Origin of the sequence: Microbacterium sp. MYb64 (assembly GCF_002979495.1) — a bacterium.
Lineage (GTDB): Bacteria > Actinomycetota > Actinomycetes > Actinomycetales > Microbacteriaceae > Microbacterium > Microbacterium azadirachtae_A.
Window position 1 is genome coordinate 1 of record NZ_PCOW01000015.1, and the last position, 12,296, is coordinate 12,296.

The 12,296-nt window shown below is 69.8% G+C and carries 13 protein-coding genes; 4 read left to right on the forward strand and 9 right to left on the reverse strand.

Translation table 11 applies throughout. The features are described from left to right. Positions 1–173: 173 nt before the first annotated feature. Positions 174–1,412 carry an MFS transporter gene (locus tag CQ044_RS13370; RefSeq protein ID WP_105688923.1) on the reverse strand — a complete coding sequence of 413 codons (1,239 nt, stop codon included), beginning with the start codon at positions 1,410–1,412 and terminating at the stop codon, positions 174–176. An 83-nt stretch (positions 1,413–1,495) separates the two neighbouring features. Between CQ044_RS13370 and CQ044_RS13375 the strand changes: the two genes are divergently transcribed. Continuing rightward, positions 1,496–1,816: a helix-turn-helix transcriptional regulator gene (locus tag CQ044_RS13375; RefSeq protein WP_105688924.1), complete on the forward strand. Its 321-nt coding sequence runs from the start codon at positions 1,496–1,498 to the stop codon at positions 1,814–1,816. A gap of 50 nt (positions 1,817–1,866) precedes the next feature. Here CQ044_RS13375 and CQ044_RS13380 read toward each other — a convergent pair whose 3' ends face one another. Both CQ044_RS13380 and CQ044_RS19605 read right to left on the reverse strand, forming a co-directional pair. Continuing rightward, positions 1,867–3,225 carry an esterase family protein gene (locus CQ044_RS13380; RefSeq protein WP_258133308.1) on the reverse strand — a complete coding sequence of 453 codons (1,359 nt, stop codon included), beginning with the start codon at positions 3,223–3,225 and terminating at the stop codon, positions 1,867–1,869. Between the two features lie 160 nt (positions 3,226–3,385). Then, positions 3,386–4,135 (reverse strand): hypothetical protein, encoded by a 750-nt coding sequence (locus CQ044_RS19605; protein ID WP_181158314.1) that lies wholly within the window; start codon positions 4,133–4,135, stop codon positions 3,386–3,388. Between the two features lie 31 nt (positions 4,136–4,166). Between CQ044_RS19605 and CQ044_RS13390 the strand changes: the two genes are divergently transcribed. After that, positions 4,167–4,772 (forward strand): hypothetical protein, encoded by a 606-nt coding sequence (locus tag CQ044_RS13390; protein WP_105688926.1) that lies wholly within the window; start codon positions 4,167–4,169, stop codon positions 4,770–4,772. 81 nt (positions 4,773–4,853) lie between these two features. Here CQ044_RS13390 and CQ044_RS13395 read toward each other — a convergent pair whose 3' ends face one another. The 3 genes from CQ044_RS13395 to CQ044_RS13405 form a co-directional block, all read right to left on the reverse strand. Continuing rightward, the gene (locus tag CQ044_RS13395) at positions 4,854–5,351 is read right to left on the reverse strand and encodes a DUF2076 family protein (protein ID WP_105688927.1); all 498 of its coding nucleotides are present in this window, start codon (positions 5,349–5,351) and stop codon (positions 4,854–4,856) included. A 126-nt stretch (positions 5,352–5,477) separates the two neighbouring features. Next, positions 5,478–6,593, reverse strand: a complete 1,116-nt coding sequence (locus CQ044_RS13400; RefSeq protein ID WP_105688928.1) for a sensor histidine kinase — start codon at positions 6,591–6,593, stop codon at positions 5,478–5,480. Then, a complete protein-coding gene (locus tag CQ044_RS13405; RefSeq protein ID WP_258133309.1) occupies positions 6,590–7,240 on the reverse strand; it encodes a response regulator transcription factor in 651 nt (216 codons plus the stop codon). Before CQ044_RS13405 ends, CQ044_RS13400 begins: the two co-directional genes overlap by 4 nt. A 164-nt stretch (positions 7,241–7,404) precedes the next feature. On the opposite strand from CQ044_RS13405, the gene CQ044_RS13410 reads away from it, so the two are divergent. Beyond that, positions 7,405–9,381, forward strand: a complete 1,977-nt coding sequence (locus tag CQ044_RS13410) for a bifunctional lysylphosphatidylglycerol flippase/synthetase MprF (RefSeq protein WP_258133310.1) — start codon at positions 7,405–7,407, stop codon at positions 9,379–9,381. 120 nt (positions 9,382–9,501) lie between these two features. Here the strand turns inward: CQ044_RS13410 and CQ044_RS13415 are convergent, their stop codons facing one another. The 3 genes from CQ044_RS13415 to CQ044_RS13425 form a co-directional block, all read right to left on the reverse strand. Continuing rightward, the gene (locus CQ044_RS13415; protein WP_105688931.1) at positions 9,502–9,972 is read right to left on the reverse strand and encodes a hypothetical protein; all 471 of its coding nucleotides are present in this window, start codon (positions 9,970–9,972) and stop codon (positions 9,502–9,504) included. Between the two features lie 90 nt (positions 9,973–10,062). Next, positions 10,063–10,458 carry a hypothetical protein gene (locus CQ044_RS13420; RefSeq protein ID WP_146116792.1) on the reverse strand — a complete coding sequence of 132 codons (396 nt, stop codon included), beginning with the start codon at positions 10,456–10,458 and terminating at the stop codon, positions 10,063–10,065. Then, on the reverse strand, positions 10,455–11,342 hold the full coding sequence (locus tag CQ044_RS13425) for an RNA polymerase sigma-70 factor (protein ID WP_105688933.1): 888 nt from the start codon (positions 11,340–11,342) through the stop codon (positions 10,455–10,457). The genes CQ044_RS13420 and CQ044_RS13425 overlap by 4 nt, the downstream gene beginning before the upstream one ends. Positions 11,343–11,519: 177 nt before the next feature. On the opposite strand from CQ044_RS13425, the gene CQ044_RS13430 reads away from it, so the two are divergent. After that, on the forward strand, positions 11,520–12,275 hold the full coding sequence (locus tag CQ044_RS13430; RefSeq protein WP_105688934.1) for an SDR family oxidoreductase: 756 nt from the start codon (positions 11,520–11,522) through the stop codon (positions 12,273–12,275). Positions 12,276–12,296: the final 21 nt, after the last annotated feature.

A 12,296-nucleotide genomic window follows, 5' to 3' on the forward strand; every position in this document is an offset into this window, starting at 1 on the left:
CACGGGGGTCTCCAGGGGATGCGGGGGCGGGTGCGGATCCGCGATCCGGACGTCGACCATCCGCGTGCGGGATCCGATTCGACCCTGGCCACCCCAAGCGGACACCGGGTTGCTCACGGATGAACAGTCGGTGACGCAGGCCGCCGGGTGGGTCGCCCGACGTGTTCAGGCGCTCAGGCGCGCCGTCGGGCGCGGAGGACGAGCGCGATCAGCGACAGCACGATGACCACGACCCCGTAGCCGAGGCAGACCGTCCCGAGTCCCAGCGGGGCGACCAGCACCCCGGCGATGACGGCGGGCACGCCGAAGGCGAGATACGCGAGCACGTACAGCACGGCGAAGGCATCCGCGCGCTGGGTCGCGGGGATCCGGGGCGCGAGGGATCCGACCACCCCGAAGAACGCCGTGCCGAACCCCATGCCCGTGACGGACGCGGCGATCAGGTACGCGGGCAGCGAGCCGATCGCGAGCGCGAGCAGCGAGAGCCCGGTGCCCGCGGCGAGTGCGGCGGTGCCGAAGATCACGATCGTGCGGGCCGTGCGGCGCCGGATCGCGAACGCGGTGACGGCGCCGACTCCGGCCAGGAGGGCGACGGCGAGGCCCTGCCAGAGGTGCGCGGTGCCACCCAGCTCGCCGCGGACGATCGTCGCGCCGAGGGAGAGGAACAGCCCGCCGGTCGCCCAGCCGGCGATGACCGCCGGCGCAGCGCGCCAGAACTCGGCGCGGATGTCCGCCGGCACGGAGAGCCGGAAGCGCAACGATGCCCAGGCGCCGGGCAGGCGCGGCGCGGTCTCGGGCGTGACCACCACCAGTGCGGCCAGTACGAGGTACACCACCGCGAGCGGGATGAACACGTCGCCCAGCGCCTCCGACGTCGCATCCAGCGCGAGTGCGGCGATCAGCGCACCAGCGGCGAGGCCGATCCCGGGGCTCAGCGCGTTCCAGAGCGCCGCCGTCGCGGGGCGCGCCGGCGGCGCGAGGTCGAGGACGGTCGCGGAGAGCGACGCGATGAGCAGTCCGCTCGCGACGCCCTGCAGAATCCGGGCGAGCACGAGCAGCATCACGGATCCGGCGTTCCCGAACAGCAGCATGCTGGCGGCGAGCAGCACGAGCCCGACGGCGATCACCGGCCGACGACCGATGTGATCCGAGAGCGATCCGGCCGTGAGCAGCGTGAGGAGCAGGGCGACCGCGTAGACGGCGAACACCGCGGTGATTACGATCGCGTCGAACCCGAGGTGCTGCGCGAGCACCGGATAGAACGGCGACGGCGCGCTGGCTCCGGCCATCATCAGGATCTGCGCGACGATCGCGAGAGCGAACCCGAAACGGGCGCGGGTGGGCCGCACGGGCTGCACGGGCAGAGCGCCGGACTGCGGGATCCGCGGCACGGCGATCGGCTGAGTGGTCATCGACTGCTCCTCATCCGTTCGAGAATTCTCGAACGTTGAGCAGACTACTCGCCCTGCGCGAAAGGTACAAGTATTATCGAACCATGCCTGGCGCCACAGACCTCCCGCATCCGGAACGCTCCGAGATCGAGCTCACGGCGGTGCTCTTCGCGCTGAGCGATCCGGAACGCCTGTCCATCGCGCGCCAGCTGGCCGACGGTCCGCTCGACATGGCCTCGTGCCACGCGACGGATCCGAATCTGCCGAAGTCCACCAAGTCGCACTTCATGAAGGTGCTGCGCGAGGCGGGCGTGATCCGCAACGAGCCCCACGGCCGGCGTCGCCTCCTCACCCTGCGCCGGGATGACCTCGACGCGAAGTTCCCCGGTCTGCTCGAGGCAGTGCTGGGTTCGCCGGAGGTCTGATCCCGGGACCGGCGTCACGGAGCCGCCGGGCCCGGCGGCGGGCCTTCTCGTCAGGGGCCTTTCGCCGATGGCGACGATGTCGCCTCTCGGCCCGGTGGCGAGAGCTCCAGCGCCGGGTAGGCGACGGCGAAGGCGGCTTGGAGACCGCCGGCGAGCGCCGCGGCACCGTGCCCGCCGTGAGGGATCTCGCGAAGCTGCGCGTCCATGCCGGCCGCTTGGGCCGCTGCCGCGAACTTCTGGGCGACGAGCAGGAAGCGCGGATCGTCCTTGGCGGCGGTGAAGACGGCTGTCGTTCCCGTGTAGCTGTGCTGTGCCAGGAGCGTGAGCGGCTTCGCCTGCTCGTACTTCCGGGCATCGCCATCGAAGAGGCGTTGGAGCGCGTCCGCAGGGCTGGAGGCGCCGGGGAATTCCTCTCCGGAGACGCTGATCACCGTTCCGAACATCTCCGGGTGTTCGGCGCCGAGCGAGATCGCGCACTGACCGCCGTTGGAATACCCGGCGATGGTCCAGAGGCGGGGGTCGGGCGATGCGTTGAGATTCGCGCGCATCCAGGGGATCACGTCCTGTGTGAGGTAGGTGCGAGCCTTTCCGATGCGCGAATCCACGCACCCGGTGTCTTTCACCTCGGCCCCTACCTGATCCGCGACCAGAACGATCGGGGCGAGGCCGTGGTTGGCTGCGGCGTACCTGTCCAGGACCTGCGAGATGGGCAGAGGGTCGGGGTTGCCGGGATGCCCCATGAGCATGAGCACGACGGGAAGGCGGGGAGGCGTCGCCGTCAGTGCGGCGGGAGGAAGGTAGAGGCCGGCGCTGCGGGCGCTGAATCCGCTGTTGGAATTCGGGATGGACACCGTTCCCGTGCGGCCCTGAGCGGGCATATCGGCAGGCGCCACCCAGGTCTCCCAGAGGGGCTGGGCGGGGGCGCCCGGGTTCTGCGTGATTGCAGAAGCGGCGGGCAGCCGGAGCGGCTTCTCCACGACGATGTTGAGCAGGTTGCCGATGCTCTGATTCAGGCCGAAGCCCGCGTTGATGCCGAGCGTGCCGGCGGCGGCGGAGGAGAGAACGGCGATCACGGCGACGCTGCGCCGGAGTGCCCCTCGGCGGAACAGCGACGCGACTCCGACAGCGACGGCGGCGAGCGTCCCGGCGAGCCAGAGGTAGGTGGGCGTTCCCAGACTCCCTCCGAAGAGGTCGAGCCACCGGATGCAGACCAGCCAGAGGGCGACCGCGGCGACGGCGCCCGCGGTCATCGCCAACGCTGCGGTGAGGATCCAGCGTTTCGTCACCCCCCAGAGGAGGAGCACGGCGACGCTGCCTCCGGCGATCACGTACACGACCACGGGAACGACGCCGTCGATGATCTGGACGTGCAGGAACCCGAGCCAGAGCGCGGAGAAGAAGTCGGTCACGTTCCGATCTTCGCGGGGCGGGATGCCGAAGGCATCCGGAGAACCTCTGCTTCTTCCCCCTGACCGGCGGTGCCTGCACCCCCGGTCAGGGGATCCGGCCGTCGTGTGCGCCAGAAACGATGGAAGAGCAGAACGCCGACCACGACGCGCATCCGGGAACTCAATGACAAGCCACGGCGAGAGCACGATGACCGCAATGGCGGCGATCCGTGACGAGCAGGATCTTGGCCGCCGCAGCAGCGTGCCGCCCCGCAGGGCGATCGTGATCGCCATGGCGGCCGTGATCGCCGTGGCGGGCGCCGCGGCCGCCTGGTTGCGGCTGCCGGGGACCGCCCGCGACACCCTCTGGGCCGAGGACGGACGGGACTTCCTTCAGGGGGCGATCGACTCGGGTTTCGACGAGGTGTTCGTGCCCTACGGCGGCTATCTGCATGTGATCCCGCGGCTCATCGCGGGACTCGCTGCCGCTCTGCCGGTCGAGTCCATGGCTGTCGCCATGACCGCGGGCAGTTGTCTGGTCGCCGGGGTCTGCACGGCGGTGGTGTGGCTGTGCGCACGCCAGATCCTCCTTCCGGTCCATGCGGCCGTCGTCGCCGCCTTGACCGTCCTGGCGCCACTGGCGGCGCGCGAGGTGCTGGGCAACACCGCCAACCTGCACACGCTGATGATGTGGACCCTCCTGTGGCTGCTGCTGGTCACGCCTCGCCGTCGAGGCGTCGCCGTCGTCGTGGCGATCGTGGCCGCGTTCGCCGCCCTGACCGAGATCCAGGCGGTGCTGCTGATCCCCGTCGCACTGTGGCGGGTCCGCGATCCGATGCGTCGCATCGTCCTCGCCGGCCTGCTCACCGGACTCGCCGCGCAGGTGGCGGCTTCGCTGCTGAGCCCGCGCAGGCAGACGGCCTTCGGCCACGTCGAGCCTCTGTCTTACGTCAAGGGGTTCGTTGCGAACGCGGTCCTGCCCCTCGTTTCTTCCGCAGCAGGCGATCGGACCGGCGCTGGCCGGGCACGGTCTCGCCATCGTGGTCGGCGCCGCGGCGGCGACCCTCCTTCTTCTCGGCGTGCTGCTGCGTTCCTCGTCGCGGTCGCATCGGATCCTCGTCGCCGTGCTTCTGGCAGGGGCCGTCGTCATCTACTGCGGCAGCGTCTACGCCAACCCCGAGGACTACTACGACTACGCGCGCCACACGGCCGAACAACTGCGTTCGATCTGGCTTCCGCGGTACGGCGTGCTTCCGTCCACGCTCATCGCCTCAGCGATCGTCGTCGCGGCAGACGGCGTCGCGAGGGCGCCACGAGGGGAGTCGACAGGAGTGATCCGCCGGCGGGTGTTGCTCTCCCGGCTCGCCGTCGCAGGAGTCGTCGCCTCCATGGTGCTTCATTTCGTGCCATGGGACACGCGGCGATCTCAGGGGCCGGCGTGGACTCCGCAGGTCGCTGCCGCCCGGCAACTCTGCGAGCAGGATCCCGGCCGGGGCGACGTCATCCTGGAGCAGACCCTCGGCTGGCAGGTCAGGGTGCCCTGCGACCGGCTCAGCGGCGGCTCGTAGCCGACCGCTGCACCGCGCGCCGGGCGTCCTCTCCATCCCGGCGCGCGTCGGCCCGTTCTTCGTGCTCAGGGCACCGCCGGATCAGAACGACTCCCAGCCGTCGTCGTCCCAGTCGGAGTCGTCGTCGTCCTCCGCGTGATTCTGGTCGTGCGGCGCGGACATGAGGCCGGAGATCCCCTGCGCGAGCAGTACGCCGCCTGCCACGCCGGCCGCTCCCGCCGCCGCCGTCTTGAGGAAGCTGCCTCCCCCGGAACCGCCCTCCGTCGGACCGGTCTGTCGACGCGAACCGAACAGTCCGCCCCATCGCCCGCGCCGTTCTTCGGTCTCGGCGGGGGCGGGAGGGGCGGCCGCGGCCGAGGCCGCATACGGACCGCCGCCATCGGGGGCGGGCTGAGCCTGCTGGGCGGCGAGCGCTTCCTTCTGCAGCAGCACGGTCTGCACGAGGAAGTAGAGCGCATCGGGCTGGGAGCCGATCAGCTGGGAGATCAGCTGCGCGGCCTCGGCATCCTTCTGAATGGGGGCGGCGTTGCGCACGGAGTCCGCCAGATCGATGATCAGGCGCGCATCGGAGGTCTGCATGGGGAATCCCTTCTCACGGTGATGGATCGTTCATCGACGTCGATCGGTGTCGACAAATCCATGCTGTTCATGTCGGAGAGAAAGCAGATCCGCCGTGTGGCGGGAAGGGGGCTCCCGATCGGTGGGTCAATCGGGGCAGCGGGGAAGGGTGAGTTGCACACCGAACCCGTCGCCGCTGGGGCCCGCGACGAGGGTGCCGCCGAGCAGTTCCGCGCGCTCCCTGATGCCCAGAAGGCCCAGCTGCGCGCTCGGGAGACTCAACGGCGGTTCGGAGGCTCGGCTGTTCTTGATGATGACGCCGCAGGACTTGTCATCGGACCACAGCTTCACGCGGATCGCGGATCCGGGTGCGTGCTTGCGGACATTCGTCAACGCCTCCTGCACGGTCCGGTACACGGCGCGCTGCGCGGCGGGCGGGAGATCGCGCGGAAGCTCTCCCATCGCGGTGACGGGCAGGCCGCTCGCGGTGATGAGGTCGGTCAGTTCGGCGATGGTGGGCTGCGGGGCCAGCCCGGGGCTGCGTGTGCCGGCGGCCCGCAGCAGCATCACCATGGAGCGCAGCTCGTCGAGGGTCGTGGCGGCCATCGTCCGGATGGATCGGGCCGCACTGCTCACCTCCGGATCCGTGGCCGTCACCTGCAGCGCGCCCGCCTGAACCGAGATCAGACTCACCTGGTGCGAGACCACGTCGTGCATCTCCCGGGCGAGCTGATTGCGCTCCTGCGTGAGGAGACTCTGTGCGTAGAGATCCTGCTCATGCTGCTTCGTCGCCTCGATCTCTGCGATCCTGGCCCGCAGATCGGACGCGGCCAGCGTCAGTTGTCCGAGCAGGATCGGAGCGGCGGCTGTGGCGAGCTGATAGACGAAGGTCACGGCCGTCCAGTTCTGATCGGCCGTGAACAGATTCGTGAGAGGCCAGCCGATGGCCTCGGCGGCAGCGAACAGTGCTCCGCAGATGAAGAGCAGCCATCGCCGACGGGTGCGGCTCGCGAGCGCGAGCAGAGCGATGATCGGCGCGGCGAGGATGTTCGCGATGAGCGCGGCGGGCAGGGTCAGCGCGAAGGCGATCAGCGGCCATCGGCGGCGGATCAGCAGTGCGGCGCAGGCGAGAGCACTGGCGCCGATGCTGAGCGCTCCTTGGTCGTAGTAGAAGAGGAGGGTATCGGCGACAGCGATGGCGACGGCGAGGAGGTCCGTCACCCAGGGAGGTATGCGCTGCCAGATCGCCAGCAGCCGGTTCATCGGCCAGGGCGCCGTTCGTCGAGCACGCCGGCGCGCTGCGCCGCCAGGGCGGCTTGCACCCGGCTCGTGACGCCCAGCTTGGCGAGAATGGCGCTGACGTGGTCCTTGACCGTGCCGGCACCGAGGTACAGTCGTGCGCCGATATCTGCGTTCGAGAGGCCCTCGGCGACGAGCGTCAGAACCTGGCGTTCACGATCGGTCAGGGTGGATACCCGTTCGGCCTCCTCATCGAGCGCAGCGCCCAGGCCGGGGTGGGTGTCCAGCAGAGTTCGGGAGGCCCGTCGGGACAGCACGACTCCGCCCGCGGCCAAGGCGCGCACATACTGACCGAGCTGTTCGGGTTCGGTGTCTTTCAAGAGGAATCCGGAAGCGCCTGAGCCGAGAGCCGTCATGATGTACTCGTCCGCGTCGAAGGTCGTCAGCATGGCCACGGCGGGGCGCTCGGGCAGCGTCGAGATGATGCCCAGCAGGGTCAGTCCGTCGATCTGGGGCATTCTGATGTCGAGCAGGAGCACGTCGGGCTTCTCGGCCTTGATCACATCGAGCGCTTCGATGCCGGACGCGGTCCCGACGACACGGATGTCGTCGTTGGCGTTCAGGATCATCGTGAAGCCTGTGCGCACCAGTGCCTCGTCGTCGACGATCACGACACGGATCATGGGTTCCTCCTCCCCTTCCAGAGAACGCTAGGGCAAACAACCACCCGATGTCCGGTCTCCGTCGCCAGATGGATCGGATCCCCGCCGGTCGACGGATGCGGTTACGCCGATCGGCTGACGGCACGGAGCGGGCGAACCGCTGGACTGGTGGCATGCGCCACGTTCTGTCCCGTCTCGCCCGCAGTTCGCTGCGGTACCCGCTGTCGCTGGCCCTCGCCGCCGCAGCGCTGGGGGCGGGGGTCGCCAGAGCCACCTGGGCGAGCGAAGTGGAGCTCCAAGGCGCGCACTTCAGTGTGCTCTCGTGGATCCTTCTCATCGTGTCGGTCGCGACGGCCGAGCGACTGGTGAGCAGTCGATGGGCGTTCAGCGTCGCCGCCGCCGCGACGGCCGCCGGCGTCGTGGCCGCGTGGGGCGTGCTGTCGGCGGCCGCGGCCCTCGGGGAGCCGATGTCTCAGGAGGCGTTGGGCTATCAGGTGTGGACGCCGTCCGTGACCAGCGCCGCGCTGCTCGTGGCCGTCTCCAGTCGTCTCAGGCCGGCGCCTCGCCGCACGCTGCGCTGGGTCGTCGGAACGGGCGTCGTGGCGCTGCTGCTCATGTCAGGACACGCATCCGATGTCGCGCGGATCCTCGCCGCGCTCGCCGCGGTGCCGGTGGCGACGATCGGTCGCCCCGCGGTCCTCGGTACGGACTGGAGGCCCAGCGTGCAGACCCGCTGGCGCAGCGTCCTGGCATCGATCCTGGTGATCGTCGCGAGCGCGCTGGCGCTGGGTTCCGTCTCGCCGAACGCCACGGGCGTGCTGGCCTGGACCGGCGCGGCGATCGACCCGATCGCAGCTCCGATCGCCTCCGTCCTGCTCGTCGTGAGCGCCGTACTCATCATGCGGGGCCGGATCCTCGGCGTCATCCTGGGAGGCACTGCTCTTGCCGCGGTCGCGGCGAACACCGCGATCGAGTGGATCGTGCGCCCGATGCTCGACGGCGAGATCATCTGGCGAGGGCTCACGGGTGAGGAGGCCGAACTGCTGATCATGGTGCTGCTGTCGGGCGGCCTGCCGGCGCTGGCCGCTCTGCTCCTGGCCCTGGGAGCACGCAAAGTCGTCCGTCGGCCCGCTCCGGTCGCGACGGCCGTGGACCGTCGGCGCTTGCACGCGGCGCTCAAGGCGTCGGGCGACACGACGTTCGCGCACATGGCCACCTGGGCGGGCAACTCGCTGTGGTTCGGAGCCGACGGCTCAGCGGTCGCGTACCGGGTCCGCGATGGAATCGCCTTCACGGTCGGGGATCCGATCTCCGATGATCCGCGCCTCGCGCTGCGCTCGTTCGCCGCGTTCTGCGAATCGCGGGGCTGGACGCCGGTGTTCTACAGCATCCATGACGAGTCGGCGTCGGTGCTGCAGGCGGAAGGGTGGACGCGCATCCCCGTCGGCACGGACGCGGTGATCGACGTGGAGGATTTCACGCTCAGCGGCCGGCGGCGGACCGATCTCCGCACCGCCGTCAACCGGGCCGGTCGTGAACGGGTCTCAGCCGTGTGGACCACGTATGCCGACGCTGCTCCCTCGGTACGGGAGCAGATCGACGCGCTCTGCGCCGGTTGGGCCGACGACAAGCGCCTTCCGGAGATGGGGTTCACCCTCGGCGGGCTCGCAGAGCTGACCGACCCGGAGGTGCGGCTGATGCTGGCGATCGGAGCGGACGGCCGCGTCCAGGTCGTGACGAGCTGGCTCCCGCTTCATCGAGATGGAGAGCTCGTCGGGTGGACGCTCGACGTCATGCGTCGCGATCGCAGTGCGATGCCGGGTGCGATGGAGTTCGCGATCGTCTCGGCCGTCCAGCAAGCCGCAGCAGACGGACTCAAGACGATCGGTCTGTCCGGTACCCCGCTGGCTGCGCACGAAGGCCAGCAGGTCGGCTGGCTGTCCCGCCGGATGTCGCGCCTGCTGGAACCCAGCTACGGCTTCTCGTCGCTCGAACGGTTCAAGGCCAAGTTCGGCGCCCGGCATGAAGCGCTCTGGATGAGCTATCCGCAGCCGCTCCACCTGCCCAGGATCGGTCCCGCGCTGCTGCGCACCTACGTGCCCTCGCTCAAACTGACGCAGGTCGTGCGCGCGCTGCGCGTCCCGTCCTGATGCCGGAGGACGGAACGCCGTCCGGACGCGGATCATCGACGCCCGCTCGGCTCGGCCGCATGCGGTCCCGTGGGGCAGCGGGCCCTGCGCCGCGCCAGCTCGACCGCCGGTCGACCGACGTCAGCCCGCGATGATCTCCTGCACGGTCGTGCACGTGGTACCCGCTGCGCCCGTCGTCTCGTAGCGCACGGGCATCCCGGGATGCGCGAGCGCGAACCAGAACCTGGCGCGACCGTTGTCATCGCGCACGTCGTACCGCAGACATTCGAGTCGACCAAGGGGATGCTCGATCGTCTCGGAGCGGACGGTGGTGTGCTCGGCGGGAAAGGCCGCGTGCGCCTGCAGCTCGTGCCACGCGACCCGTGCGCCCGTCGCCGCCTCGGGAGCGCCGATGGGGTGGCTCTCCAGCAGCACGCCCTCGTCGTCGGCGGCGGAGTAGCGACTGATCCGGTCCGTGACGGTGCCGTCAGGTGCCTCCGTCCGCACCCGGATGACGGCCCCGCCGCGCAGTGTGGCGCGGATCTCGTCGGCCGTGAACGGCGTCGGCAAGAGGTCGTCGGCGACGAGGTGCGGATCCGGGTTCTCGATCACCCGATCAGGATACGGCTCGGGCGCCGGGGTGGCCGAGACGCCTTCGGAGCGCAGTGGAACGCGCTCGCTCCTCCCGTTGAATCCGCACCATCACCGACGGTTCCAGTGCCGGAGCTTCTCAGGGCTGGACACGACCCAGACGCTCGTCAGCAGCCGGCGGCGCATCTCCGCTGTGACCGTCCCGATCACGACGCCGTCGCGGGTCAGCACGAACCCGGGAGCGCCGTTGATCGACGCCGCGCTGATGGAGGTCTCGGCTGTCAGGGCTCGCAGGGCCGCCGCCACCTCGTTCGGTCCGTTGAGGCGCTCCATCGCCGGTGCGATCCCGCCACTATCGACGAGCATCACCACGTCGCGATGCAGCAATGACCGTGTGATCGAATCGGCACCGGTCATCAGCGCGATCGCGAGCTCCTCCATGAGGTCCCGATCCGCGGCTCCTCGGCCTCGTCGACGCAACCACGCGGGGCGGTCGACCCGGCTCATGCGACGGCCGCGGTCACGGTGCCGAGTTTGTCGGGGCTCATCACCCACAGCAGCTGTGCGATGCCCCCGGCCGATGCCGTCACGGTTACGAGGGTGGTGACCTCACCGTCCTGGACAAGGGCCGCAGCGGGCTGGCCGTTGACCTCGACCCATCCGATCGACTTGCCGATCCAGAAGTGATGCGCGAACGCGGCCACGAACTTCGCGACCCGGCCGCGGCCGATCACCGGGATGCGCGCGGCGAGCTTGACGCCGTTGCCGTCGGTGTAGCTCACCACATCGTCGGCGAACAGTCTCTCGAGCTCCTGCGCATCGCCCTTCTGGGCGGCGGCCAGGAAGGCCTCGAGCAACCGGCGCTCGTGCCCGGGCTCCACGGCGGCCTGCCGATCCGACGCAAGGTGGGATCGTGCGCGGCTGACCAGCTGGCGGGCGCTGACGACGCTCGAGGAGATGATCTCGGCGATGCGCGGATACGGGTAATCGAACGCCTCGCGCAGGATGTACGCGGCCCGCTCGGTCGGGGTGAGCTTCTCTAGCGTGAGCAGGATCGCGAACTGCAATGCCTCGGCGTGCTCGGCGCCCAGCGCCGGATCGTCGTCGGTGTTCACGGGTTCGGGCAGCCACGGGCCGATGTAGGTCTCCCGCTTCACGCGGGCCGACTGAAGCACATTGATCGAGAGTCGCGTGGCGACGGTGGTGAGGAAGGCGGCCGGCTCCTTTACGGAAGCCCGGTCGGCGCCCTGCCAGCGGATCCACGTCTCCTGGACGATGTCCTCCGCATCCGCGACCGTGCCCACCATCCGATAGGCGATGCCGAACAGCCGACGCCGCTGCGCGGCGAAGACCTCCGCGGCGACCTCCAGGCCCTCGGCCTCGACGCTCATTGCCACGCTCTCACTCTCCTCTGCAGGGCGGTCTCCGGCAACACCGGTTCCGCCGGGTCTGACCGGATAGCGTGCGGATCTGTGACGGATCGAGCGGATGTCACAGTCGACCCTGCTGGCCTGTCATCCCTTCAGACGCTGGAACCGGCGTCTCATCCCCGTACGAAAGGCTTGGACATGGCAAGGATCGTCGTCATTGGAGGCACGGGCCTCATCGGCTCGAAGGTCGTCGCGAAGCTCAGCGCGCACGGCCACGAGGCCATCGCCGCTTCACCCATCACGGGCGTGAACTCCCTCACCGGGGAAGGGGTCGCAGAGGCGTTGGAGGGTGCGGATGTCGTGGTCGACGTGTCGAACTCGCCCTCGTTCGCCCCGGCCGACGTGCTGGAGTTCTTCACCACCTCCACGCGCAACCTGCTCGCCGCGGAAGCCGCGGCCGGCGTCGGGCACCATGTCGCGCTGACGATCGTCGGGACGAACCGTCCGCAGAACATCCCGTACTTCGCGGCGAAGACGGCTCAGGAGCAACTGATCCGGGAGTCGGGCATCCGCTACTCGCTCGTGCACGCCACGCAGTTCTTCGAGTTCGTCGGCAGCATCGCCGACATCTCCACAGAAGGCGACACGGTCACTCTCCCCGGCGCCCTGATCCAGCCGATCGCCGCCGAGGATGTCGCGACCGCCGTCGCGCAGGCCGCGGCCGGCGAGCCCGTCGGCGACATCGAGATCGCGGGTCCGGAGGCCTTCGGCATGGACGAGTTCGCCCGCCGCGCCCTCGCGTTCCGTCACGATCCGCGACAGGTCGTCCGTGACGACGCCGCGCCCTACTACGGCGCGCAGATCGAGGAGCGGACTCTGATCCCGATCGATGGAGCACGCCTCTTCGCGACCACCCTCGAGGAGTGGCTGCCGCTGAACCCGCCGCGCGAGTAGCGCCGATTCCGCCGCGGGCGG

What these genes read in the sequence shown, in the direction of transcription:
- CQ044_RS13370 (WP_105688923.1), bottom strand. Translation starts at nt 1,412, where the DNA reads ATGACCACTCAGCCGATCGCCGTGCCGCGGATCCCGCAGTCCGGCGCT.
- CQ044_RS13375 (WP_105688924.1), top strand. Translation starts at nt 1,496, where the DNA reads ATGCCTGGCGCCACAGACCTCCCGCATCCGGAACGCTCCGAGATCGAG.
- CQ044_RS13395 (WP_105688927.1), bottom strand. Translation starts at nt 5,351, where the DNA reads ATGCAGACCTCCGATGCGCGCCTGATCATCGATCTGGCGGACTCCGTG.
- CQ044_RS13400 (WP_105688928.1), bottom strand. Translation starts at nt 6,593, where the DNA reads ATGAACCGGCTGCTGGCGATCTGGCAGCGCATACCTCCCTGGGTGACG.
- CQ044_RS13410 (WP_258133310.1), top strand. Translation starts at nt 7,405, where the DNA reads ATGCGCCACGTTCTGTCCCGTCTCGCCCGCAGTTCGCTGCGGTACCCG.
- CQ044_RS13420 (WP_146116792.1), bottom strand. Translation starts at nt 10,458, where the DNA reads ATGAGCCGGGTCGACCGCCCCGCGTGGTTGCGTCGACGAGGCCGAGGA.
- CQ044_RS13425 (WP_105688933.1), bottom strand. Translation starts at nt 11,342, where the DNA reads ATGAGCGTCGAGGCCGAGGGCCTGGAGGTCGCCGCGGAGGTCTTCGCC.
- CQ044_RS13430 (WP_105688934.1), top strand. Translation starts at nt 11,520, where the DNA reads ATGGCAAGGATCGTCGTCATTGGAGGCACGGGCCTCATCGGCTCGAAG.